This is a genomic window from Cytobacillus sp. FSL R5-0569, assembly GCF_038007265.1.
GTDB lineage: Bacteria > Bacillota > Bacilli > Bacillales > Cytobacillaceae > Cytobacillus > Cytobacillus kochii.
The window spans coordinates 26,142-51,378 of record NZ_JBBOWW010000002.1; the positions used below are offsets into that span (position 1 = coordinate 26,142).

Consider the following 25,237-nt stretch of genomic DNA (forward strand, 5'->3'; position numbering starts at 1 on the left):
ATAATCAACGTCCAATAGAGGTTTTCTAAGCCTACTCGGCGGTATGGATGGTTATAAATCAATTACACCGAATGGGTGTAGACGGGATACTACTCGTTGCCCGATATCCATAACCGAAGATTCCGGCAGTTTCTCCTTCAAGATTGTGTGCTAAGCCCCACTTTAGGTAAACTCCATTCGTTTTTTTATGGGTGGATAACGGGTATATAGAAGAAGTAAATACCTTTTAATAAAATTGTTTAAATGAGTTAATTTATGATAAAACTAATAATAGTCATACACTGTACCCACAACTACTTTGTGTTAGTTTTGTGCAAAAATGTAGAAGAACAGTGCACTTAGTGATATAATAAGTGCATACTAAGAGATAGTGTACAACACTTGACACACACGTTTGTGCGCGAAGTAAAATTTACTATAGCCGAAAACGTCTTGCAACAAAAAAGCCTAGTGTTGACGCACTAGACTTTAAGCGTAACTCCCTACAGCGAATAGCAAGTGGGAAACGTTCAAACTAACTTTAAATCAAAATCATTCGTTAGAAGAAGAACCACAATCGCTTTGGTCGGCAGATGAGTGGTTCTTTTTCATTGGAATGCAAGCTATAATCAAGTCCGAAAGGACATTAGAGATTACATCTTTAAAAACATCCAAAAAGAAATGGGCTGTGTCTAATCCTGCGTTCACTACTGTAGGATTTTCTAAAAATATTCCTACAATCATTACTGCAATTATTTCCACCTGGTTCACCTCCTTCCCGTTCCTAGTTGGAACAAAGAAAGTGAACCTACCCACTACACTATCCGCCATAATAAGTTACTAGTCTATATTACTACAATTTCCCTTATGAATCTATCATATATACTCCATAACTTTTATCAGCCTATACAAAAAATCTCAACTTGTTTAAGAGGGAATGACGTAAAACCCTTAAATGATTTTTCTCCTTCTAACCAAGAAAAAGACTCTCATTAATAAATAAGTCTAGGACACAATTATATTGTCCTAGACTTATTCTAAGGTTACCTTTATTTATATTTATCAAGCCAATTACCAATAACTTTCGTTATATTGCGTGTACCATCCATCAAATCTTCAAATAAATATCTGACAAGACTGGATAAAGTAATTTCTTCGTCATATGGATTATTTTTATTAATATAGTCCAGAACTTCTTTTAATTCGCGCATCCGGTTATTATCCAAGGTTTCTTCAACGTATTCCTTCAAATAGTTATTAACCACATCTGTATTTCTAACAGCAGCATCTAATAAGATTGCAGTCGCTGAAGAAGGAGTGACATCTAAAGCGAAAGCTAGTTCAGCAATTTGGTCAAATGAAGATTGTACAAACCTTAAAGGCCTAGTGACAGGGTTCCTGCTGTAGACCGCAAAGTAACTTTGGAGAAGTAATAAAATCCTATTTTTTTAGTTCTTCAAGCTTTCTTCTATTGACTGCTCTGTATAAGGAACCTTGTGATATTCCAGTTGCCGAGACAATCTCCTTTATGGAATATTCCTCACTATCATACATCCTTAGCGCAACAGCAAGCTTTTCTTTATCCAACTTGGGTCTACCTAATGTTTTCCCACGCCTTTTACTTGCTTCAAGTCCTTCCTTTACTCTCTCAGCAATAAGGTTTCTTTCTAATTCTGCAATGACACACATCATTTGGAACATGGCTTTGCCTGTAGAGGTTCTTGTATCCATATTTTCTTTTAAAGAAATGAATTGCACCCCCATCTCTTCTAACTGTTGAATAATGTTGAGGATATCCAATGTTTTACGTCCTAAACGGGAGATGCTCTCCACTACAACTGTATCGCCTTTCCGGATGACATCAAAAAGTTGATGAAGTCCTTTTCTATCTTTAACTGTACCAGTGAATTTCTCCTCAACTATTTTTTCACAACCATATTCATTAAGCATACCAATTTGCCGATCTATATTTTGGTCAATAGTAGATACCCGAGCATAACCAATTATCATTTGTAACCTCCAATAAACTTGTATATTTTTATTTTACTAGAGGGGCAATTATTGTAAAGGTATTTGATAATACTTTTGGTAATTATTTTTGGTAACTGCTAATCTTAATAAAATCAAAGGGTAACAGGGCGATGGGGGGGCATTACAAAAACACTGGTTTTTGGTAATCTAGTTGAGTAAAAAGTTTATTAATTTAGTGTTTAAAATTTATGTGTGCTTGAGTGTGATTAAATTTACCTCTCAAACACGTTAATTATTCAAGAAAAGGGCTATTTTCTTGAATAAGAGAAGGAATTATTAGAAAGTGAATTCGAAGCTTAAGATTTCCCTATGTATAATAGGATTTGAAAAGCATTGATCTTAATTATTAATATATTGCTCTTTATGTCTAGCTCTTGGTTTTGTTCCAAGGACATTTTTAATAATGTCTTCACTCATATGTATACCATGCTTATATAACCTATTTTGTTCTTGTTATTTGTTCGTCTTCATTGAAAAAATGTAATAAGACATATTTTAGCCCAAGCCTGGAAAAGAGAATCTTCCCCTGCATACGGAAAAAAAATAATATTTAAACCAGCCAATATACCCAATAACCATGAAAAATTCATATTAAGAGCTATCATCATTTTATTAACTTTGTTTGATCCACCTTACTCCCCACCTTTCTATATGGGGTACCACCAGTAAAACGCGGATTTACAACGTTAAGGGAATTCGGATACAAAAATAGCCGGTTTTTACCACGATAAAGTGTAACCGGCTGATAGCTATCATTGGTTTAACGGTCGTAATGATTCTAAGGTAGTAACTCCTTTTGGGTCAAAACGATACTCGCCAAGAAAGTTGATATGCTCCCATCCCAATGGAGACACATGTTTTAATAAATCCTCTCGTAACGCTCCTTTACTCCGTGATAGATCCGTTGCTTTTCCTAGATAAACTGTATTCCAAACGCTAATCGCATTAATCAGGATGTTCAAAGCACTCGCACGCTGCAATTGATCCTGTAAAGCACGTTCTCTCAGCTCTCCATGTTTACCAAAGAAAATTGCTCGTGCCAGAGCATTCATTGCTTCTCCTTTGTTTAAACCGCGTTGAATACGGCGACGCATCGATTCGCTTGAGATGTAGTCCAGGATAAAGATGGTCTTTTCTATTCGTCCCATCTCTCTAAGTGCCTGGGCAACCTTGTTCTGTCGTGCATAGGAGCCAAGCTTACCCATAATGAGCGCACCGGACACTTTACCCTCTCTAATAGAATGTGCCAGATGTAAAACATCATCGTAATTTTCACGTATGACCTTCATATTTATTTGGCCGCGTAGAAGATTCTCCAATTTTGAAAAGTCTCTAGGTTTTCCGATCACATAGAGCTTTGAGTCTGATAAATCACGAAGACGGGGGGCAAATCGAAATCCCAGTAAATGAGTCAAACCAAATATCTGATCTGTATAACCAGCTGTATCCGTATAATGCTCCTCAGTTGATAAGTCCGACTCATGATGCAAAAGGCCATCGATGACATGCACTGCATCACGAGCGTTTGTATTAATAACTTTCGTATAGAACGATGAATATTGATCGCTGACGAATCGATAAATAGTAGCTCCTCTGCCTGATCCGTAATGTGGGTTAGGATCGGCACTGAGAGACGAAACTCCTACTTGCACGCGCATACCATCGGATGAAGATGTGCTTCCATCCCCCCAATAAGATGCTAATGATCGGCGATGATGAAAGTTCACAAGTGTTGCTTGTGCTCTGTTCATTGCATCATCGTACATTCGCCATTGAGCAGCATTGGCCATTTGATGATACGAGATACCAGGCGTTGCATCAGCCATTTTTGTTAAGCCAATATTGGTACCCATTGCCATGAGCGATGCCAGAACAATCTGTTTTTCTTCAGCATTAGGTTGACGATTGGTCGAAGCATGGATAAACTGCTCGTCAAACCCTGTCCAACTTGACACTTCTAAAAGTAGGTCTGTCAGCTTCACTCGTGGCAGCATGCCGTAAAGAGTGGAACTATATTGTTTCGCTTCTTCTGGTACGTCCTTCTCTAGCCGATGAACATGCAATCTACCCTTTTCTACATTGACTCCTTCAAGTGCATCGATGTTGTCACTAATACATTGCAATCGACGTAGGAGAGACGTAGTTCTTTCCTCAAGATAGTCTTCAACACTTAGACCAACGGCTAATCTAGTACCAGTTGCCTGAGTAGATTTCCATTCGTCTTGTGGTACTAGGTACTCGTCGAAGTCTTTATGTTGTTTGCTTCCGACAATAGAAACATCTCCGGATCTCACATAGTTTCGTAATTCCGTAAGAGCAGCCATTTCGTAGTAATGCCGGTTAATGGTTCCGTCTTCATCGAAAACATGCTTTTGCCATCGGTTCGATATGAAATCTAAAGGAGCACCTTCAGGTACTTTTCGTTTTCCGGTATCGTTCATCTCTCGAATGGTATTGAGCGCTCTTGTCAATGGTTCAGCTGACTTTGTAGAACGAAATTCCAATGCATTTAGTAGGGTAGGTGTGTATTTTCGAAGATAATTAAACCGACTTTCTAAAAGATCCAAATAATCATAGTCAAGTGGCCGTGATAGTTTCTTTGCTTCTTCTACAGATTCAACAAACTTTCCCCACGGCATGACCGTTTCTAGCATAACAAAAGGATCAATACCCTCACCTCGTGCTTTAATAAGAGCAGATCCTAAGTCAGCATAATGAATAACTTTTTCATTTACAGCTTTGCCGTTTTGTTTCTGAAGCTCCTCTTGTTGTTTTCGTCCTTTTGATTGCAAGGTTAAGATTTGCTTATCGTGGATCTCAAATGCCTGGTCAACTAAATCTTGACTAAGATCCAATAGGTACGCCACCAATATTGTATATCGTTTTGCTTCATGGAAACGTCGAAAGGATTGTGGCTCGTATCGTGCGCCAAGGCGCGAGAGCTGTCTTAATCGGTTGGGATGGATCGTTTTAGTATCGATATTTAGTTGCAAGCTCCGTATATAATCTAACCGTTCAATAACCTTTAAAAAGGCTTCAGGAGAGAATTGTCCTGTCGTTTCTTTTAGCCAACCAAGTTTTGTTTTTCCAGTACCCACCACAGGTTCGATAAGCTTGTCTAGTTTCTGTTTTTGGTAAGAAGTTAGAGAGACATGGATCTGGCGGTAAATCCGTTCTTCTGCACGGTGACGTGCTTCCCATACGACCCTTTCAATCGTTGTAATGGCCGGCAGGATTATTTTTGAACGACGCAGCTCGTCTAATGCTGCTCGAATCAAATGAATAGCATTCCCGTTTTCCAGCGCCAGCTTAAATAAGTACTTCAACAATCGTCGATAATCGCTCGTTGTAAACGTGGTAAATCCATATTCCTTACGGATTTCTTTCAGATGATCCCATAGAGTGTTTCCCCTTCGGGCATATAAGGAAAATACTCCTGGCTCAATATCCAACTGTTTTGCCAAATAGTCAAGCAAGAAGTCGGGGATCTCCTTTATATCAGTTAAGCTCCATCCTGGATAACGGAGTAGTGCTAATTGGACAGCAAAGCCTAACCGGTTGTAGTCTCGTCGGTGACGATTTATGATTTCCAAATCATGTTGCGAGAAGGTATAGTAAGTAGCAAGCTCCCATTCACCATTGGGAGGGGTCATCCATTCTTGTCGCTGGTCTGTTGTAAGAAGTTCTTTACCGCGCAAGGTATCTGCTCCTTTCTTTGATTTTCATACTCCTTTACACGTCGATAAAAAGTATTTGGCTTTAAATCAAGACGCTTCATTCCTTCCGTCGCAGTGATTGATCCAGATTTCCACTCATCATACACCCGAATAAAATCTGCATTAATCTCGTACTTACGTCGCCCAAATCTCACACCCTTCTTCTTTGCCACTTCAATTCCTTCGGCTTGCCGTTGCTTATTTTTTTTACGTTCTTGCTCGGCTACATAAGAAAGCAGGCTTAAAAATTGGTCCTCCATTAACTTTCCAAGATCGCCCATTCTTCGGAATTTTCGGCTATCAAAAAGCGTCTCATTTTCTAGTACCACGATATCTGCGTTTAGCTGCCGTGTAATATACTTCCACTCTCGAATAATACCATCATAGTCCCGACCTAATCGGTCCAGTGCATCAAGATATATCAAATCCCCTTCGCGAATGATTAAAAGCATCGCCTGATACTGCGGCCGATTAAAATCTTTTCCACTTTGCTTGTCAATAAAGATATAACGTTCTTCAATTCCAAGTTCACGGAATTTTTTAAGCTGCCGTTCTGGATTTTGATCCTTAGCAGAAACGCGAGCGTACCCTAGTTTCAAAAATATCAACTCCTAAACTATTAAACTATGTCAAAAAGTATATCAACAAAATGAAATGTTTCAAAATAAAAAAGCACACTTTTTGACACACAGAATATTATCTGTTTTCCAACGTGTCATAAAGTATACTTTTTGACAGTAACCATAATATGAAAAATACCTTACATTACTGTTGTTAAATGACAATAAAGATATTTAAACCAGTAAATAAATACATTATTAGCGTTGTTTAAAAACGTTATTAGGTTACCTTTGTAAGATTAATACAGGAAATAGAGGTTGCATAAAACCAATTTTTTATGTAGTAAGAGGATTCTGAAGAAGCTTGAAACGTTGATTTTATCAACGATGTATTTTTAAATAAGAACCTTGTATATCCGTTTAATGGATGTTACATAATAAAACCGATAAATCACATAATATTAAAAAAAGAGTATATATTTGAGGTTATAATAAATGATAGATCCTTGGAGATGTTAGTATCGAATGATTTATTAGTAGATATTTACCGTAACGCTGTTGAGCGAAAAGTTAATAATGGTCTCATTCAAACATCCTTTAATGAAATTTAAAAAAGAAATTTAAGAATTAATAGACCTAGTGAATTACAACAGCTACTCGGGGCTTACGGAATCTGTCAGAGCCGATGTAGGAATGATGTTTATAAGTAACTAATAACGAAAGTAACCTTTCCTTAACATTAGGAAATACTTGAGTAATAGGAAATTTCTGAATTTTATTATTGTGCTCTTTTTATTATAAGGAAACAAAAAAACTGAATTGGAACAACCGTTTGATACACTGTTCTATCGTTGTTGATTGTCATTTTCTTGTTTTTTTGAATTGTTAGCAGCTGAATGGGGATCAACTGGGTCAATAGTATGTTTATATTGGTATGCTTTCGATGTAGTGGTTAAACTTAATATTAAGATAATAAAGATAATGACTAAGCTTACAATCAAAAAATTCGCCATTTTTATAGTTCCTCCTCAAATATTTATATAACTAAATGATTTTATTTATAAATTTACATGACCTTACTATCTTCTATATAAAGTTTTCTGAATTTCTAAGATCAAAATCTAGGTTCAACTTTCTTTCTAACTTATCTATATTTCCTCCCTCTTTTACAAACAATTCTAACTTTTCAGCCATCAGTTTTCCTATTTTACTATCTAACTGTTCATGATTAAGTAATGATTTTATTTTTATTGTTTCTGGGGTGTTATCCCTACGGAACCATTGTCCAGGGACCTGTTCCCATAAGTTTTCCCACTCATCTAACAATTCAATTTCATTTAAAAAGAATTTTTGTAAACCACATAACCAAGCAGTACAACTAGTATTTCTTTTTTGGCACCCTAAACCGTCTTTTAAAAGCTCACACCCTTGACAACAAGAGTTCCCACTTTTTATACAAACCTCACAAATATAATGTGACCCAACTAATTGAAGTACCTTCAATCCATATTGGATAATGTCTTCTCTTTTTATTTCTATACTCAACTTATTCGCTCCATCCGCAATTAAATTTCTCCCTTAGATTAACCAATTTTTTACCCAATCCGACCATGGCAAACAGGTAACTATGTATCCATCCACGTACCTATGAACGTTATTCTGCCCACATTGTCCACCTCTTAGTTCTGCCCATTTAGTATAATTTTCTAGTATGCCTTGTGCCCCGCATCCAAATATGTCCTTCCCCCTCTAAGTTTATCCAAACATAGTGACCTATTTTTTCTATAGCTACTACCTTACCTATTTTTTCGACATTAGGTTCATGATAAATGACCTCAACTAGATCACCTATAACAACCTTGTTCCCGTCTTTATCCTTGTAAGATTTTATGTCCATTTCCCCACCATCCTTACTAGTAATTCTATCTTTCTATAAAGGGGGATATTTCCTATTTCCATTAATTATGTTCTTAGGCTGGTGCTTGGACATAATGAGAGCACAGGTAAAAAGGAAGTCAATTAGTTCCAAAAAGTGCAATAGGTATTTAAAATATTCCTTAACTTAAGCAAAACACTCAGTAAGTACCTTCAAAAACTACTTTGTTTATTATATAGGCGTTCAGCAGTAGGAGCAGGTATTGTAGTCTCTTATCCAATGTTGAAAAGCAATAATTATATTACGAAAAGAGAAAAGACACATACTCTACCGTTGTTCTACTTTTTGTTCTTGTACTTTTTCGATTGTTCGTTTGAGATTAATTGGGTTAATAGTATGTTTAAAATATCCCGTTGGATAAAATATATAAAATTTTATATATTGTGTTATTAAACAAAACCCTTGCTCCTATTCTCATGTATTTCACCTCAAAAATTCCTTTTGACATAATTAAGGAAACAGTGTAAATTCATATCATAATATATTCAAATAATCAGATATAGAGATATGCAAATATTATAAACGAAGAAGGGTTGGTTATGCAACATAAATGGTTTTTTACTGGGAGATATAATGGGTATTCTTTACCGAATTTTCAAAAAGACCTATTGTCTGGTCTAGTCGTTGGTGTCATTGCTATACCTTTGGGTATGGCGTTTGCAATTGCTTCTGGTGTTAAACCCGAATATGGAATATATACTACAATTATTGCAGGTATTTTAATTTCACTATTTGGTGGGTCAAGGTATCAAATTGGTGGACCTACAGGAGCCTTTATTCCTATTTTATTTGGAATAGTCATGACTTATGGATATGAAAACTTATTAATTGCTGGATTTTTTGCAGGTATTATCCTATTTTTAATGGGGATTTTTAAACTTGGTTCATTAATTAAATTCATTCCAAGGCCAGTGACTATAGGCTTCACATCAGGAATAGCCGTCATTATTTTTGTGGGTCAGATTGCTAATTTTCTAGGCCTTACAGGGGTAGAAAAACATGAAACCTTTTTAAGTAATATCAGAGAAATTATCATTCACATTCATTCTATTAATTTTTATAGTGTATTAACTGCTGGAATATGCCTTATTGCGGTCTTGTTAACGCCAAAATTTTCCCCGAAGGTTCCAGGACCACTAATAGGATTATTATTTTCTACAGTGATAGCCAGCATATTTTATCCTAATCAAATAGCCACAATTGGCTCAACATTTGGTGAGATTCCAAGTGCCTTACCTCATTTTAAGGTACCTGAAATGACCTTTGAACGCGTGCAACAATTAATTGGGCCAGCTTTTGTAATTGCATTGCTTGGGGGTATCGAATCTTTATTATCTGCAGTGGTCGCTGATGGTATGACAAATAGTAAGCATAATAGTAATCGAGAATTAATTGGTCAAGGTATCGCTAATATGATTACTCCTTTATTTGGTGGAATTCCTGCAACAGGAGCCATAGCCAGAACAGCGACAAATATCAAAAATGGTGCGTTCTCGCCATTTTCCGGAATGATTCATGGAATTGTCGTTTTGTTAGTATTAGTACTTCTTGCTCCTTATGCTTCAAGTATCCCATTAGCCAGTATGGCCCCTATCTTAATGGTTGTAGCGTGGAACATGAGTGAGAGGCATGTATTTTATCACGTGTTAAAAACAAAAACGGAAGATTCACTTGTTCTAGTTGTTACTTTTTTATTAACGGTTTTTGTTAATCTTACAGTTGCTGTTGAAATAGGTCTTTTATTAGCAGTGGTTTTATTTACAAAAAGAATGAGCGATATTACGGTAACAGTCAAGGCACTACCTAACCCAAACAATAAACATGAAAAGATGGAATCTAAAATGGTGACAGATGCTCGTGACTGTCCTCAAATTAGTATTTATAATGTAGAAGGTCCTTTATTTTTTGGGACTGCTCAAGCGTTTGAGCACTCAATAATGAATACGATCAACTACAAACCGAGAGTTTTACTCTTAAGAATGGGAAAAGTCCCTTTTATGGATACAACGGGTGAATCTTATTTATCAAGTATCGTAAAGGATTTTTCCAAACACGGGGTTGTATTGATATCTGGTATTAAACCTCAACCTAAAAGCGTTCTAGTAAAAACAGGTTTATTTGAATATATAGGAGAAGGGCGTTTTTTTGATCGTACTGGAAATGCAATAGATTTTGCACTTGAACATCTAAATAAGGACAAATGTCTTGGATGCAAACATTTTGCTTTTAGGGAATGTACAGTCTTTTCGGGTGCACATGAGAACATTGAAAAAAAAGGAAAAGTAGTTACGACATCTTAATTGTATCTAGAAAGAGAGGGAAATAAATTGAACTTAGAAATGCAACGGTTTAAAGCTGAATTTTTTAAAGCTCTTGCTCATCCACTTAGAATAAGAATTCTTGAACTTTTAGCTGACGGAGACAAAAATGTAAATGAAATTCAAAATCTTGTAGGAAGTGAAGGTTCGGCAGTATCGCAGCAATTAACAGTCTTGAGAGCAAAAAATATAGTTACAGGTACCAAAGATGGTAATCGGGTCGTTTATTCCTTAAGAGATCCTATGATTATTGAGTTGCTCAGTGTTGCTCGTCAAATTTTTAATAATCACCTTGTTGATACGATAACAATGTTAGATAAATTCAATGATACAGATAATGAGGAATAGAAAAAAAGAAAAGGATAACCTTTTCTTCAAATTTGAAAAGAGTTTAAATGAATTTCATCTAATTCAAGAGATCATGACAGGATATAATCATATAAGGAACTCGCTTTCAAGTTCGTAATTGCTATTCTTACGAAGTTTTAAAAAAGGAAATTGAAATTAACTCTCATATAGAATTAACAATAATGAATGGAGGAAAGAAATTATGGTTAATGTGCCAAATTGCCCAAAATGTAGTTCAGAATACACTTACGAAGACGGAAGTCTTTTTGTTTGTCCAGAATGTGCTCATGAGTGGACTTTATTAGAAAAAGAAAATGATAATAGTGAAGATAAAAAGATTTTCAAAGATGCAAATGGAAATGTCTTAAATGATGGTGATTCTGTAACAGTTATCAAAGACCTTAAAGTAAAAGGAAGTTCATTAGTCGTAAAAATAGGTACAAAAGTTAAAAATATACGTTTAGTTGACGGAGATCATGATATTGATTGTAAAATTGATGGTATTGGAGCTATGCAATTAAAATCTGAATTTGTTAAAAAGATATAAATGTTTCTAAAGGGTATCATTTGAAAAAGGTGTGAAAAAATGGAGACACAAATTTCATCAACCTTCTACTATATAAAAACTAAAGACGAAATCGGGGATACTATAAGAACAGCTGTTTTTAAGCTTAAAAATGGATTATTTCACGCGTATTCTTCTTATGATCAAAAAGATGATAAAAAAATTATTGGTTTTGGTGAGAGTGAAAATGATAAAACAGCTATAAATTTATCAAAACAAGACCTAAGAAAAGAATGGGAAGCAAAAAAAGGCATAAATTTTTTGGATCATACCCTTTATTAAAATTTTTAATAAAGGGTATTTTAGTCAGTCTTCTATACTATTCCATAATCAGGCGCTTATCTACAGTATGTTTTTCTACCGTATCTAACGTATGTAATGATACAAAAACGACCAGATTTCTATCTATGTGGAAACATTATATACTGATATTTCTTATAGTATTCAACGTATCCAAAGGTATGGGGAAATAGACTTGGGTAACTGGAGAAAGAAACAACCTTGAAGTTTAGTGTGGAAGTGTACTTCTTCCAGATTAAACTTCAAGGACAGTAAGCGTTAGCGCGGTAGGTGTGATAGATAGGCTCGTTGCCTGATGGAAAACATACTAAGCCTAAAGTATCAATTGTACCCACTGGGGGCTCAAGTCACGTCCTTAATACGTGTATCTATGACTACATGTAATCAACGATAAAAGGTGCATTCTTTCAACTTTTATGAGCTGATACTGTAGATAACTACCCAATCGTTGAATAATTAAATCCCAATTTCTCATTTAAATCACTGAGAGATTGGGATTTTTAATACTGGAATATCCTTAACGTTGTAAATCCGCGTTTTGCTGGCGGTACCCCTATATTAATAAATTCCCAGTAAATTAATGTAATTCGCGCAAAAATCATTAACATATCATTTCCAAAAACGGCACATATTATTAGTTATAAAAGCCATAATAACAGTATAAAAAACAAACTTTTCTAGGATGGGTTAAACTATGCGTTATTTAAAAATTAAATCCATTATGCAAAAAATGAAGCAAAATACTAAATGGACACAGGAAGAACAATTTAATAATTCAATTTTGTTCTCATCGGATGTTCATAAAAATGAAGAAAAACTAAAACAACTGTTAGATTCAAGTGATGATATCATTTTTCATGATTTCATCATTCCATTACATGACGGTCGCACATTGAAAGCTCTACTAGTTATAGTAGACGGGTTAATTGATGAAGATGCCATTCGCAATAATGTATTAGAGCCACTGACTAAGGAATCTCTAGATAGCACTATGGGAGAAGAATTAAAACAAGTAAAAGAAAGAATTTCTATTTTTAACACAAAGAAGGAAAATAATCTAGAAAAATCTGTATACCAAATACTGAAGGGAAATACGTTACTATTACTGGATGGGTATAGTGAAGGATTACTGCTAAATGCACCAGGGTACGAGGTTCGAGCAATCTCCGAACCTCAATCTGATCGAGCTGTGAGAGGAGCACATGACGGATTTATTGAATCATCACCTACTAATATTGCATTGTTACGGCGAAGAATCTCACATCCTTCTTTACAGTTTGAAACAATTAAAATTGGTGAATATAGTCAAACGGATATTACAATCGGATATGTAAAGGACATTGCGGATCCAAAATTGATTGAACGGATCAAACAAAGATTAGAACAAATTAAAGTGGATGAGATAAATAATTCAGGGGAAATCGAACAATTCATCGAAGACCATCCCTTTTCAATCTTTCCTACGATTGGAAATACAGAACGTCCTGACAAAGCTTCAGCCTTATTAATGGAAGGAAGAATTGTGATCATTGTAAATGGGGATTCGGTCAGTTTGTTTGTTCCATCCCTATTTCTTGAAAATATAAAAAGTATAGAAGATTACAGTTCTCGACCCTATTATAGTTCCTTCATTCGAATGCTGCGTTTCGTGTCATTTGTAATCAGTATTTCTTTACCAGGCATTTATATTGCAGCTATTAATTTTCATAAGGTGATGATTCCATCTGATATGATTGTCCCTATTATTCAAGCGCGAGAGACGGTCCCATTCCCTCTAGCAATGGAAATTGCCATGATGATTTTAATGTTTGAAGTTGTCCGTGAGGCTGGTGTCAGACTTCCTCAACAAATTGGCTCAGCGTTAAGTATTGTTGGTGCTTTGATTCTGGGACAAGTCTCAGTCTCAGCCGGACTTGTTGGTGCACCGACCATTATTGTTGTATCCATATCGTACATTGCTGCCTTTGTTATCACCCCAATTGCAGACGTCACCGCACTTCTTAGGATAGGATTATTTATTGCTAGTAGCTTATTCGGGGGATATGGACTAATTGTCGCCATGCTCGGTTTATTAACACATATGATCTCTTTAACATCGTTTGGGATTCCATTTATGGCGCCATTTGCACCTTTTTATTTTCAGGATTGGAAAGATTCACTGATTCGTTTGCCGTTGAGGTGGAAAAAACAGCGACCAAAAAGTATACCGAATCAGCGTAAGACTAGAATTAGATCCTTACCTAAAACAGGTGATAAATGATGGTAAGGATGCTAACTATCATCCCATTATTATTTTTATTAACCGGCTGTTGGAGTAGTCAAGAACTTGATAAATCAGCACTTGTACATGGGATAGGGTTGGATAAATCTAACGGACAATTACGAATTAGCGTCGAAATCATAAAACCAACTGGACCAAGTGAACAAGGTGGAGGAGAGGGGGGCGGAGGAAATGGCCAAAATATTCTATTAGAAAGAGACGCGGACTCATTGATACAAGGCGCAAGAGAATTCATAAAAGATGCGAAACGTCGGCTTTATTTTGAGCATACTCGTTTATGGGTGATTGGTGAGGAATTAGCAAAAGATAATTTTATTGACTACCTTGATGAAAGCAGACGCGATCAAATGTTTCGTTTGAATAGTTATCTTTTCATTACAGAAGAAAAGCCAATTGATATTTTGGGTACTTCTACACTTTATGAAGATCTTTCTTCGGCAGAAATAGTTTCTGCTTTAGAACAAACACAATATATTGCTGAATTTACATCCGTAAAAATGTATGAATTTTATAAGTTAATTGAGGGCCCTATTCCTAATGCCTATTTGCCGATAATTCGAACAAGAAAAGAAAAGGGTAAAGCAATTACTTCAATAGACGGCACTGCTGTTATTAACACTTATAAAATGGTCGGTAAACTGAATACAGATGAAACTGTTGGGCTGAATGTCCTTTTAAACAAGGTAAAAGGCGGAAGTAAAACTGTATCTCGAAGTAAAACTGTATCTCTGAATGACAAGGAGAAGATCTCTGTAGAGATAAAGAAATTAGAAACGGAAATAAATCCAACATTAGATGGTAATCAGCTTGAAGCATATCTGAAAATCGAGATAGAGGGAACTTTAGCTGATAATACTACGAATAGGAATATAAATGATCAATGGATAAGTAAAGTTGAAGAAGAAGTATCAAATCAGACTGAAAAATCCGTACGTTTAACTTTGAATAAGCTTCAAAAGGTAATAAAGACTGATATATCAGGAATTGGACTGGAAACCTACAGAAAATATCCTAAACAATGGAAAAATGTCCAATCTGAATGGAATGAGATTTTTTCTAATGCAGATATAATGATTGATGTTCATACAAATATTACTCATCAAGGTCTTATTAATAAAAGTGTAGAAAAAAATCACAAAAAGCCTTATAACAACCCTTATAAACGATAGATTCTATGGACAATGAAGAAGGAGATTACTGATATGTTAACGAAATGGGAGACACTTTTTTTATTAATAATGACGCTTCCAATCATGGGACATGTCGTGATTCTTCCGTTAATGCTCGATGTTGCTGGGAGAGATGCTTGGATTTCCATAATTATATCACTTCCGGCAGCATTTACGTTGGCAATCTCCATTTATCGTTTGAGACTTAAATACCCAAAACAAAATATTTCTGATATGCTTCACAATTTATTAGGAAAACCTTTTGGAGTGATGATAAAGATAATTTTCATTATCTACTTTTTATTTTTAACAATTTTCTCGTTTGCTTTGTTAGTTGATTTTATCTACATTGCCTTTTTTCCTGAGACACCACGATTGGCTATACTGGTCTGGTTTTTGTTATTCTTTGTTTATGCAGCTTCAAAAGGTATTAAAAGAATTGCATTAACGGCAGGAATACTAGCAATAATTGCTATGGCGGCTGGACATACAGTCACGATTTTGGACAGACCAATGAAAGATTGGAGTGAGCTCCAACCTATATTTGAGTTTGGTTGGAATCCAATATTATGGGGATCTTTGATAATTTTAAGTATATGGGTAGAATTATTACTACTTTTATTTCTACCCATTCAAAACATTCGTGAAAAACGAATGTTTTTACTATGGAGTATTGGAATTTTGTTAAATGCACTTATGATGTTTTCAACAACTATAGGTAGTATTACGATTTTCGGATTAGGTCAGGCTGATAATTCTGTATATCCCGCATTAGAGTCAGTACGAATTATTAGTTTAGGATTCATTGATCGTTTTGATATTTATGGATTACTATTAATGGCTGTAGGGACATACATACGCTGCAGTCTATACTTCCGAATCGCTTATGATATAACTGTATCAAAGGTTTCCTCAAAGTGGATAAGACGATTTGGGTTTACGGGGTTTGTTTTACTCGTATTCCTTGGTACGTACTATTTATCAAAAGAACATCTTCGGCTAGATAAAACATTAGATATTTACGCATATATGATTGTCCTGTTTCCTATTCCATTTTTGTTACTAGGTATCTCTTATTTAAAAGGAAAAACAAAGCAGAGTTAGCTCCCAAAAAGGGAAAAGTGATGCTTACCTTATGTCTTAAGTTTTGCAAAAATCATTGCTAGATAAGGGGGTATTTTCAGAGTTATGATTTTAAAAGTATAACTATCAGTTGATAAAAAAGTAAGCAAGGCAAGCACCCTATCATTGTGCAGATACATCAATACTACGGGGACTACATACCGTTTTAATTTCAGCTAGATTGGACAATTCACCTCGATCACGTATATGAATTTTTCTCGCATCAACCTCAAAGTCCTCAAGCTAATATCTTGATGGGATATTAGCTGGCTTTTGTCACCGATCAAAATGATAAAAAACTACGACACCTTCAACTTAATAGGTATTCGCTGATTCATATTGAGTTCAAAAGTTCCGTATGGATTGACATGATGATAAAATAAAGGTGTTAATCCCCTAAAATCTTCTGGAGTCATTTTCTTCAACCAATATTGGTTGTTGTCATAAAGAACCTCTTGTACCATTAAGGTATTCATATAGACTAAGCAATTTTGCAGCAATTGAAGTGATAAGGCAGACACCTCTTGATCTTCTATCGAATTGGAACGAATCTCACTGTTTTTCCCATAGAAAATATAAGTATTCACTGAGTTCCATTGTTCCACTGTATTTAATCCTTCATGGATCTCTCTTCGAATCTCTTCATAGTGTAAATAATCACATAAAAAGATCGTTTTAATCGCTTTTCCTAATTCACATAAAGCCTGATAGGTTGGATGTTTCGTATCCCTTGTAAATCGCTTTAATATGGATTCGGCAGAAGCAGTACCTAACCGTAGAGCAGTTGCAAACTTAATGATTTGTTCATACTGTTGCCGAATAAGATCCCAGTTAATCGGTCTACTTAAAACCTGTTGTAGGTGAGGATATTCCTCATTCATGCCGGATTCTGGACGATATAGCTTTTGAGATCCAATATTTTTAAACCGTGGCATCAGTTTAAAACCAAGTAGATGACAAAAAGCAAATGCAACGACACTTTGTCCGTGTGTATCGACATAATTTCTGTCAACCTCCATGTCCGTACAGTGACGAAGAACCCCTTCCATCATTGCTGCCACCTCAGAAGAAAGGCAGGACTTAAGCTGAGAATAGATACAAGCTGATTTTCGATCTGTATGCCAATAGATCATGACTCCATGCTTCTTATAACGAGGATGCCATTCTGAAAGCAAGTTCTGATCAAAAGAGCCAAAATGTTTTGAATCGGAAGCACATGCAGTGGTAGCTTCTCCCCATACCTCTTTCATTCGATTGTAGATGATATGGTTGGTAACCTCGGCGTTGGCTTTTCGCAAATGATCCTTATGAATAAATTTTTGGCGTATATATCGAAGTTCTCGATAACTATCTAGATGGTTTCCAGCAGAAACTGTTTTCAAACCTGTATTCGTTCCTAATCCAAATAAACTTAGAAGAAGCCTTCGTTGGACGGTTTCTCGATCTAAAATCTCTCGATTGGCGGTGGTTTTAAAGTGTTTGGTAAACTCCGTATGAAAATCTGTTTCTTTTAGTAAATCCAATAGGTTAATGTCGGTCCAACGGTTCTTAATCTCCTGTTTAAGCATCGTCACATGTGGAGGTTCTGGTTGCTTTTCGAGTGGAGTGACTCTAATCCATCCTTTATTATTTCTGGTAGTAATGGCTACTTTTTCGTTACTATGATCTCCTAGCCCTTGATTCAATAAATGGAGTTTATCTTTCATCAACTGTAGAATATCTTCAATAAAAGGCTCTACATCAAGTGGTGCTTTCAGTGCTTGAAAATATTCTTCCTTGTTCTCTTCAAAATCTTGAGGGAGATCTTCATCTGGGTTTCGATATCGATCAGCACCCTCAATCCAAATTTCTTTACACCGAAGTCGAGTGCGAAGCGATTGGATCACTGCAATTTCATAGTTGATTCGATTTACTCTTTCTATCCCTTTGCTGTCTGTCTCGACAATACATCTTTCCATTTCGGCTGAATTACACCTTCAATGGGAACTTCATCTCCAGCAGCAAAATAACGTTGCCCACTTTCTCCATACTCTCGTATGAGTTGAATACCCTTAATAATCGGCTGATGAAATTGATTATTTGAGCGAAAAGTAAGGTTGTTTAAAATTTTAGAAAGTGACTTTCGATAATGCCCTTGGTAAGAAGAATGCATTTTTGTATAGATTTTTTCTTTGTATTCCCGATTATTTTTTGTCATGTCCTTAATAATATCTCGAATCATATCAGAGCTAACAATAGGGAATAAAGTATCTTGAATGACCCCTTCTGGGTGATCTACGGTTGCTTTTAATAAATTGACAATATGTCTATTTTTTCCTTGGACTCTTTCTAATTCTTCTACTGCTTCTTTTCGGGTTGTATTTTTGGCCTTATTTCCAAATTTATGCGTAATTTCATCCAATAAATCAGCTAAATAATCAATGACTTCTTCATGACGATGCGTAAATAAAATGGCAAGAAGGGTATAGCGAATGGGTGCAGGGTGTGCACGCAATTCTGTTACGGTTTCTGTAGCTGCACGGAGTCGATATTTCTTTACTAATTTCGGAGTCAAATGATGAAATAATCTTGGAGGAATGTGTAGGTGCCGAATAGCTAACAATTTTTTAACTTCCATTTCCATGGTACTTACACTTGGTTTGCTAGGAGAAGATAAAAGTTGCCGAAAAGTTAAAATATCTGATTCCTTTTCCTTATGAAACTCTTCTTCAAAACCTTCTACTGTTACTTCATCAGTAAAAGATTCCAGTAACGCATCTAATCTCGAACAAGTCCTAGAAGATAGCTGCTGATAAATCGATTGATATAAATCCTTTTCAAAAGTGTCAATGGAGGAATCGATCATACGCTTTAAACTTCCATTTGAAGGAGGTTCGACTTTCCACTTGCGAAACAGACTGTATGCCTGACTTTTTAAATAGTCGATATCATGTGTAAACTGAACTTGTTCGTTTAACCACTCTGTCAAAAGTTCGTTATCTTTTGCTGTAAGTTCTTGAAAATCAAAGAATTCTCTAATTTGTTTTCGATGATAAGTAAAGTTTCTTTCATCTGCTCCCCAACGATATTCCTCAAAGAGTGATGAAGATAACCCTAATTGCTGCCCTATAAATTCAACTACCACTTTGGGAATATCTTGTTTCTTGGAAGGAAATCTAGCCTCTTGTTGAAAGTACTTTAATAATATCGCAAATCCTAAACGACTTGCCCCTGTTTTATTACCAATTAGCTTTCTTTCAATGGGTAGTACTACAAAATGTTCTAGTAGCTCATCTTCATTCCAATTTCGTTTCATAAATAACCTTCCCCTAACTTTAGAATAATCACTCTTTTGAGTGTAATCTATTGATTAGAGGATGAAAACAATACTTTGCGGTCTAGAGCAGCTACCCTGTCACTAGGCCATTAAGGGTGCGAAAATAAGAGTTGAAAAATGAATAAACAAAAAATACACTTTATAGAAAAATAAGGAAGGATATTACTTTTTTAAAACGAATTATATATTTATTGGAAAATTTTATAAAATAAAATAATCAGGCAAGGGGATGTAGTAATGAGTAAGAAAAGGATTTTTAAATCCGCAGGGGTAGGGGTTATGTCATTAGGTATATGGTTTGGTACAATAGGATTCACAGGTAATTACGTAGAAGCATCTGATAATCCTATTGAAATTGAGTCTGTAAAAAGTAGCAGAACTGTAACTGATAGTGATTATAAATATGGAAAACCTCTTAAAATTTACGAATCAGAAGCAACAGGCATTCAAGTAGAAGTTCATGCGTCTAATCCAGAAGAAGCCAAACAGATTAAACAAGTAAATGGATGGTCAGATAATGAACATATAGAAATTATGAAAGACAAAAGTAAACTTGAACAAACACAGCAGTACGTTGATCCTGAGAAAGACCTTCCATCAATACAGCCACAGCATAATGATACACCAGGTTGGGATTTAGTAGGAACGGAATATTGGATTATGGAATATACAGGGAAAATACAAGTAGATACTGTATGGCACTCACATGGAGGCGATTATAAATTTACTTTACCAGGGCATTTCGCCGCAATTGTTTTAAATAATAAGGCTACAGGAACCGCAGAACTCTGGGAAAATGATCCATTAAATCCAGATGACTATGTGACATCTTGGCGTTATAAACCTGTTTATTATGATGTCGACTATATTATTAGAGGTATTAGTAAATTTACAGATGGTTCAAATAAATTAGCAGAATTTTATACAACACATTGGGGCAATTATTCAGAAGAAAAAGATGGTAGTAGTAAACTACAAGGTGTGAAATATTACGATTAATTGAACTAGATTCAACAGATTTATTAAACTATAGAAGGGACGTGCAGAGTTTCATTTTGCACGTCCCTTCTATGTTAATTTATTACCTCTTCATCTTTGCTATAAATAATAATCTCATATGAGTTATCTCCTAATATGGATAACGCATCCTCAGATGTTAGAAACTCATTGATTTTAGCTTCAATATTCAATCCAAGTTCTTTTGCAGAGGGATCAGAACTTTGTATTGATGTATTTATGAAAATCTTTTCTACACTATTACCTACTCCAGTAACTCTAAATTCTTTCTTCGACATTAATCCTTCGGTAATAGTAGCGATAAGTTCACTCTCCTTATCGGCTGGTTTAATTTCTGTTGTCATTCTGGTTACTTTAATTTCATATCCATTATAATGATTGGTTTCTGCTACATTCTTTGCCTCTTCTTTAACAGTATCTTGAATAGATTCGTAGTATTTATCAGAACCTACAATATTTATAAACATTACATTTTCAGTAGGGTCTACTTGTACCATATCAAACTTATAGTCTGAGTGATTTAATTTGTCCGTAACCGATTCTGTTAGCAAACTCTTTTCTTGCTCCTCTTCGTCATTAAGCACATAATCGCCACTATATGATTTATTGACATTGACAGAATATGCATCATATCCTCTTGATTTTAAAATTTGATTTACAACATGTGCAACCTCGTCTTTTACTTCGTTGTAATACTCATCTGAACCTTGCAAAGAAATTTCAACTGTTTTTTTATCATTGTATCCAATACCTGTAGAAGCAGTGTGGTAACCTTTCTCCTCTAGTTCCTCTGTAATAATCATCACAATGTCCTTAGATTGAAAAATTTCTGATAAGTACGGTATGTTTGAAACGACTCTTGCCATAGCAGGAGAGACAAAAACCGAGCCTATTAGTAGACTGATGAATAATATGGCTGCGCTACATGTGTAAAGTATTTTTACTCCAAATCCTCGTCTGTCCTTTTTGCCTTTTTTTAAGCCCTTCTCAATTGCTCGATTTAATTTTTCTTTAGGAATATGTATTTTGTCCACCTCTTTCTTAACGTTCTTAGATAAATGAACACTCATCAAATACACCTCTCATTCAAATTAATTTTTAATTGATTAATAGCCCTATGTAATCGAGTTTTGACAGTACCTTCAGGACATTGCATTATTTCGGCGATTTGTTTTACGGAAAGGTCTTTATAGTATCTAAGTAATATTACTGATTTATATGGGACGTCTAGTTGTTTAATCGCATCTAATAAGTCTAGTTTCTCTTCCACTTCAATACTGTGACTCTTTTGAGAAATGTCAAAATCCCTCAATGGAATGGTATGTTTATTTTTCTTTATAAAATCTAAAGCAGTGTTAATTAAAATTCTAGATATCCAAGTTGAAAAGTAATGAGGATCTTTTAATTGTTTGATTGATACAAAAGATTTGTATACAGTTTCTTGAACTATATCAAGGGCATCATCTTCATTCTTTGTGTATAAATAAGCCATACGAAAAAGCTTGTTCTTTTCTTCTTCAATTAATTCTTGAAAAGCTCTTCCATTACCCCGTTTAGCTCTCTCTATTTTTTTCTCAAAAGACATGTACTCACCTCACTTTTCCTTTGACTGTTAGACAATAATAGCGACAAAAACGTTTCAAAGATTCATAAACTAATTTCATTTATTGATATATCGTAAATTTTAAGTTTTCGGATTTGGCGTACTACCTTCGTGCCGAGCACCCTATTCTTTTTTGCTCAACCAATTATTAATGGCTACTTTTACATTCGTGGTGGTGTCTTTTACCTCGTCAAAAATAAAAGATAATAGATTGAACCATGATATTTCCTCGTCGTAGGGATTATTTTTATTTACATACTTCATGACACGTTTTAATTCCTCCATACGTGATGGATCGAGTTGTTCATGCAAAAATAATTTCACCATGGCATTCAATAAATTCGCATTCCGAACGCTGGCATCTAGTAATAAAGCCGTTGCTTTAGATGGTGTCACGTCTAAGGCATCGGACAAATTGCGAATGTCCTCATATGTTAATTGCGTGAATCGAACCGAGACCCTTTCATTTTTAGGCGATTGATACTTTCTTTGTAGCGACTCCCTTTCGAGTTGTCCAAAGAAGGTTGTATTGAAAAATTGGTAATCTCTCCTGAAATATTGCGATAAATATTCCATGACTTTTCTCGACTGCAATCCTTTTTCGCAAAGCATTTCTACAATATCTTTTACCGGTTGATTGGTGATATAAGACAATTGGTAAATGCAATTTTTTAAATCAATGGAGATGGTCGGTTTGACATCTCTTTTTTTATCTGAACGTGTTTGTCTTTTCTTTTTCTCCCCTTCTTTTATCAAAACAATCCCCTCATTTCGCTTGGTTTGCTTTAGAACAGTGTCCTAGTGTCCTAGATTTATTTTATGTATATGAGAGATAGAGAGGAGGTATGTTTAAAAAGATTCATTGTTGACCAAACTTTTGATAAAAGAGATTTGGGGAGGAAAAGCCAAATGGAATTAACCAAAAAAGAAGCAGAAGAGTTGGCGAAGAAAATAATTGAAAATAGTAAAAAACATGGAATTCCATTAAGAAAGAAGAAAACAAAAAAAGACAAATGAAGCAGAATCTTTTCGTTAACGACCGCCACCTTAAGGTGGTTTTTTTCTTAAGAAAAAGGCAGTCAATGAGCGGATTAGCAAGGGATTTATACACCTTTTTATTCATTCTTTAAAAAGAACAAATCGTGCTTTATCACTGTTTCTTAATATGTATAATACTTGGTCAACAAAAGCGCAAATGAAAAGCCAGTTCCCACAAGGGTTCTGGCTTTTTACAATTGCCGATAATGTGACGTTATGTCTACTAGAATGTATGGGCGCTGTATATTTATTTGTCAAGAAATACTCTTCTTTTGAAAATTAATTTGTGTTAACGCTTCCCCAACTGAGAAACTATTCTAAAGAAATTCTGTTTAAGAACGAAACCCATAAAGGTTCTGCAGAAATTTCACCAGAATTATTCTCTAATTCGCTAAATGGATTTTCCACTACAGCTATAATTAAATTTTTATTATTCTTATCTAAACCTAGTTTAAGAGGGTAATTTATTACTCCTGTGGATGTTGTTTTAAAAAATGCATTATCTAATTCAATTTGGTTTGCACCAGAAAAGGCAATAACAGCATATTTCATATTATTTTTAATCGGGGAAAAATTCAACCAAAGTGTTTCCGGATAAGGTTGTTTTAATAATGTTACTACATCTCCTTCAAATTTGTCCCTTGGTTCTTTAGTTACAATTGGAGGAATGTCAATTTCTCCATTTGTAACTAACCTTTCTTTAAAGTTAATATTAGGTTTCGTATTATCATTTCCTACAATTAATGTTGATCGCTTAAAAATATGAAAGTGACCAGGTGGATAAAATTTTTCTTGAGATAATAAAGTATCAGGTTTTCGAATACATAAAACGAGAAAATCATGAAATCCGTTTTTTAAGGAAGGTACTTCAATGGCGATGTTTTTCTGTTCATTTGGTTTCATAGAGATATCTATATAATTCACATTCTGATTATTATAAGTAATATTAATTTGTTTATAGTCTAGTAAAAATATTAGTCTAAAGTCATTATTTTTAATATCTCGATTATGAATGTATAATTTGGGAGAAAAAATTGTATTAGCTGATATGTTGTATGTTGCATTATATTGCGTCATAGCAGTTTCATCCTGCATACCCAAAGTTGTTCCAATGTTCATTTGCTCGTTTGCTTGTTCTACATGCTTTTCTGATGTAGATTGACATCCCAATGAAAGGAAAATTAAAAATATACTAAGTAAAAGTAATAATTTTTTCTGTTTTAGCAAATCTTTCACCTCAATATAAACATAGGAAATTCACCTTTCAGTGAATTTCCTATGTTACAGTTGGATAATAGGTATTACAAATCAGAATCTAAAGTTCTATCTCCGTATGTTTGACCGTATGGGTCAATAACGAAGTGGTCAGTAGCAGAATAATAACTTCTCCCACTAACATAACTTGTAGAACCGGAAAAAGCATAAGCTGTTACTGTGTTAGATTTACGGTCTAGCTTAGATTTTACAGCCTTTGAATTTTCGAAAAGATAGTTTGCTGCTCTTATATCAGGCACTGGCTGACTTGTAGTTGTCATACCATACGCATGAACTTTACCAACTGATAGGTAGGCTTCGGTTGTCATGCCTATCATGGTCCCTGCTTGTATTGACGTATCCCCAGGTGCAGATAACATGTATTCTTTGTAAGATTCAGATGATTCCGCGGATGCCTGTGTTGTCGAAAATAAAGATATTCCTAGGCCAAAAACTACAGCTGCAGCAAAACTTTTTTTCATTTTATCAGCTCCTCTAATAATTTATGTAGTTTAAAACTACTTATTAATAATTCTTCAAGAAGAACCATAAATCCTTTATTTGGAAGTTAGATTACAGAATATTTTAAATATTTTACAGTGAGGGTAAGTTGTTGATAAACAGTTACTTTAAGAGCTTCGTTTTTATTGATGTCTTTCCTGCCTTTAAGCAGTTATGTCTACT

21 protein-coding genes and 2 pseudogenes are annotated in these 25,237 nt (G+C 35.0%); 8 read left to right on the top strand and 15 right to left on the bottom strand.

Features of this window, described 5'->3' with window-relative positions; all coding sequences use genetic code 11:
- Positions 1-531: 531 nt before the first annotated feature.
- From MKX78_RS23820 to MKX78_RS23855, 8 genes are all read right to left on the bottom strand, one after another.
- Positions 532-741, bottom strand: a complete 210-nt coding sequence (locus MKX78_RS23820) for a hypothetical protein (protein WP_095373810.1) — start codon at positions 739-741, stop codon at positions 532-534.
- A 287-nt stretch (positions 742-1,028) separates the two neighbouring features.
- The gene (locus tag MKX78_RS23825) at positions 1,029-1,190 is read right to left on the bottom strand and encodes a hypothetical protein (RefSeq protein WP_180317085.1); all 162 of its coding nucleotides are present in this window, start codon (positions 1,188-1,190) and stop codon (positions 1,029-1,031) included.
- Positions 1,191-1,419: 229 nt separating this feature from the next.
- Entirely contained in the window at positions 1,420-1,989 is a 570-nt protein-coding gene (locus MKX78_RS23830) for a recombinase family protein (RefSeq protein WP_095373808.1), read from the bottom strand.
- Positions 1,990-2,762: 773 nt separating this feature from the next.
- Complete coding sequence (locus tag MKX78_RS23835) at positions 2,763-5,708, bottom strand: Tn3 family transposase (protein WP_370873369.1); 2,946 nt, start codon at positions 5,706-5,708, stop codon at positions 2,763-2,765.
- The gene (locus MKX78_RS23840) at positions 5,660-6,325 is read right to left on the bottom strand and encodes a recombinase family protein (RefSeq protein WP_251162682.1); all 666 of its coding nucleotides are present in this window, start codon (positions 6,323-6,325) and stop codon (positions 5,660-5,662) included. Before MKX78_RS23840 ends, MKX78_RS23835 begins: the two co-directional genes overlap by 49 nt.
- An 806-nt stretch (positions 6,326-7,131) precedes the next feature.
- Positions 7,132-7,299, bottom strand: a complete 168-nt coding sequence (gene ytzI / locus MKX78_RS23845; protein WP_251162683.1) for a YtzI protein — start codon at positions 7,297-7,299, stop codon at positions 7,132-7,134.
- 73 nt (positions 7,300-7,372) lie between these two features.
- Positions 7,373-7,831, bottom strand: a complete 459-nt coding sequence (locus MKX78_RS23850) for a DNA mismatch repair protein (RefSeq protein ID WP_251162684.1) — start codon at positions 7,829-7,831, stop codon at positions 7,373-7,375.
- A 148-nt stretch (positions 7,832-7,979) separates the two neighbouring features.
- The gene (locus tag MKX78_RS23855; RefSeq protein WP_251162685.1) at positions 7,980-8,183 is read right to left on the bottom strand and encodes a hypothetical protein; all 204 of its coding nucleotides are present in this window, start codon (positions 8,181-8,183) and stop codon (positions 7,980-7,982) included.
- A gap of 578 nt (positions 8,184-8,761) precedes the next feature.
- Here MKX78_RS23855 and MKX78_RS23860 point away from each other — a divergent pair.
- The 7 genes from MKX78_RS23860 to MKX78_RS23890 all read left to right on the top strand — a co-directional run bounded on the left by MKX78_RS23860 (position 8,762) and on the right by MKX78_RS23890 (position 16,307).
- A complete protein-coding gene (locus tag MKX78_RS23860; protein WP_251162686.1) occupies positions 8,762-10,522 on the top strand; it encodes a SulP family inorganic anion transporter in 1,761 nt (586 codons plus the stop codon).
- Positions 10,523-10,549: 27 nt separating this feature from the next.
- Entirely contained in the window at positions 10,550-10,888 is a 339-nt protein-coding gene (locus MKX78_RS23865) for an ArsR/SmtB family transcription factor (protein WP_251162687.1), read from the top strand.
- Positions 10,889-11,090: 202 nt separating this feature from the next.
- Positions 11,091-11,435 (top strand): zinc ribbon domain-containing protein YjdM, encoded by a 345-nt coding sequence (locus tag MKX78_RS23870; RefSeq protein ID WP_251162688.1) that lies wholly within the window; start codon positions 11,091-11,093, stop codon positions 11,433-11,435.
- A gap of 39 nt (positions 11,436-11,474) precedes the next feature.
- Positions 11,475-11,735, top strand: coding sequence for a hypothetical protein (locus MKX78_RS23875; RefSeq protein WP_251162689.1), 261 nt, complete (start codon positions 11,475-11,477; stop codon positions 11,733-11,735).
- Positions 11,736-12,447: 712 nt separating this feature from the next.
- Positions 12,448-14,013: a spore germination protein gene (locus MKX78_RS23880; protein WP_009336473.1), complete on the top strand. Its 1,566-nt coding sequence runs from the start codon at positions 12,448-12,450 to the stop codon at positions 14,011-14,013.
- Positions 14,013-15,203, top strand: coding sequence for a Ger(x)C family spore germination protein (locus tag MKX78_RS23885; RefSeq protein WP_341052905.1), 1,191 nt, complete (start codon positions 14,013-14,015; stop codon positions 15,201-15,203). Before MKX78_RS23880 ends, MKX78_RS23885 begins: the two co-directional genes overlap by 1 nt.
- Before the next feature lie 33 nt (positions 15,204-15,236).
- Entirely contained in the window at positions 15,237-16,307 is a 1,071-nt protein-coding gene (locus tag MKX78_RS23890; protein WP_341052907.1) for a GerAB/ArcD/ProY family transporter, read from the top strand.
- 144 nt (positions 16,308-16,451) lie between these two features.
- Here MKX78_RS23890 and MKX78_RS24540 read toward each other — a convergent pair.
- Positions 16,452-16,568, bottom strand: a pseudogene (locus MKX78_RS24540) (tyrosine-type recombinase/integrase); the annotation flags it as partial.
- A gap of 56 nt (positions 16,569-16,624) precedes the next feature.
- A pseudogene (locus MKX78_RS23895) lies at positions 16,625-19,620 on the bottom strand (Tn3 family transposase).
- A 258-nt stretch (positions 19,621-19,878) separates the two neighbouring features.
- On the opposite strand from MKX78_RS23895, the gene MKX78_RS23900 reads away from it, so the two are divergent.
- Positions 19,879-20,640, top strand: a complete 762-nt coding sequence (locus MKX78_RS23900) for a hypothetical protein (protein ID WP_095373804.1) — start codon at positions 19,879-19,881, stop codon at positions 20,638-20,640.
- Positions 20,641-20,714: 74 nt separating this feature from the next.
- On the opposite strand, the gene MKX78_RS23905 is transcribed toward MKX78_RS23900, so the two are convergent.
- The 5 genes from MKX78_RS23905 to MKX78_RS23925 form a co-directional block, all read right to left on the bottom strand.
- Positions 20,715-21,728, bottom strand: a complete 1,014-nt coding sequence (locus MKX78_RS23905) for a DUF4030 domain-containing protein (RefSeq protein WP_095373803.1) — start codon at positions 21,726-21,728, stop codon at positions 20,715-20,717.
- Positions 21,728-22,243 (bottom strand): sigma-70 family RNA polymerase sigma factor, encoded by a 516-nt coding sequence (locus MKX78_RS23910; RefSeq protein WP_095373802.1) that lies wholly within the window; start codon positions 22,241-22,243, stop codon positions 21,728-21,730. The genes MKX78_RS23905 and MKX78_RS23910 overlap by 1 nt, the downstream gene beginning before the upstream one ends.
- Before the next feature lie 141 nt (positions 22,244-22,384).
- Entirely contained in the window at positions 22,385-23,017 is a 633-nt protein-coding gene (locus MKX78_RS23915) for a hypothetical protein (protein ID WP_233435402.1), read from the bottom strand.
- 594 nt (positions 23,018-23,611) lie between these two features.
- Positions 23,612-24,526, bottom strand: coding sequence for a hypothetical protein (locus tag MKX78_RS23920; protein WP_095373721.1), 915 nt, complete (start codon positions 24,524-24,526; stop codon positions 23,612-23,614).
- A gap of 74 nt (positions 24,527-24,600) precedes the next feature.
- On the bottom strand, positions 24,601-25,035 hold the full coding sequence (locus MKX78_RS23925) for a hypothetical protein (RefSeq protein WP_095373722.1): 435 nt from the start codon (positions 25,033-25,035) through the stop codon (positions 24,601-24,603).
- Positions 25,036-25,237 lie beyond the last annotated feature (202 nt).

Excerpts from the sequence above, each read along its gene's own strand:
- MKX78_RS23825 (WP_180317085.1), bottom strand. The coding sequence starts at position 1,190 with ATGCGCGAATTAAAAGAAGTTCTGGACTATATTAATAAAAATAATCCA.
- MKX78_RS23830 (WP_095373808.1), bottom strand. The coding sequence starts at position 1,989 with ATGATAATTGGTTATGCTCGGGTATCTACTATTGACCAAAATATAGAT.
- ytzI (WP_251162683.1), bottom strand. The coding sequence starts at position 7,299 with ATGGCGAATTTTTTGATTGTAAGCTTAGTCATTATCTTTATTATCTTA.
- MKX78_RS23855 (WP_251162685.1), bottom strand. The coding sequence starts at position 8,183 with ATGGACATAAAATCTTACAAGGATAAAGACGGGAACAAGGTTGTTATA.
- MKX78_RS23860 (WP_251162686.1), top strand. The coding sequence starts at position 8,762 with ATGCAACATAAATGGTTTTTTACTGGGAGATATAATGGGTATTCTTTA.
- MKX78_RS23870 (WP_251162688.1), top strand. The coding sequence starts at position 11,091 with ATGGTTAATGTGCCAAATTGCCCAAAATGTAGTTCAGAATACACTTAC.
- MKX78_RS23875 (WP_251162689.1), top strand. The coding sequence starts at position 11,475 with ATGGAGACACAAATTTCATCAACCTTCTACTATATAAAAACTAAAGAC.
- MKX78_RS23880 (WP_009336473.1), top strand. The coding sequence starts at position 12,448 with ATGCGTTATTTAAAAATTAAATCCATTATGCAAAAAATGAAGCAAAAT.
- MKX78_RS23885 (WP_341052905.1), top strand. The coding sequence starts at position 14,013 with ATGGTAAGGATGCTAACTATCATCCCATTATTATTTTTATTAACCGGC.
- MKX78_RS23890 (WP_341052907.1), top strand. The coding sequence starts at position 15,237 with ATGTTAACGAAATGGGAGACACTTTTTTTATTAATAATGACGCTTCCA.
- MKX78_RS23900 (WP_095373804.1), top strand. The coding sequence starts at position 19,879 with ATGAGTAAGAAAAGGATTTTTAAATCCGCAGGGGTAGGGGTTATGTCA.
- MKX78_RS23905 (WP_095373803.1), bottom strand. The coding sequence starts at position 21,728 with ATGAGTGTTCATTTATCTAAGAACGTTAAGAAAGAGGTGGACAAAATA.
- MKX78_RS23910 (WP_095373802.1), bottom strand. The coding sequence starts at position 22,243 with ATGTCTTTTGAGAAAAAAATAGAGAGAGCTAAACGGGGTAATGGAAGA.
- MKX78_RS23925 (WP_095373722.1), bottom strand. The coding sequence starts at position 25,035 with ATGAAAAAAAGTTTTGCTGCAGCTGTAGTTTTTGGCCTAGGAATATCT.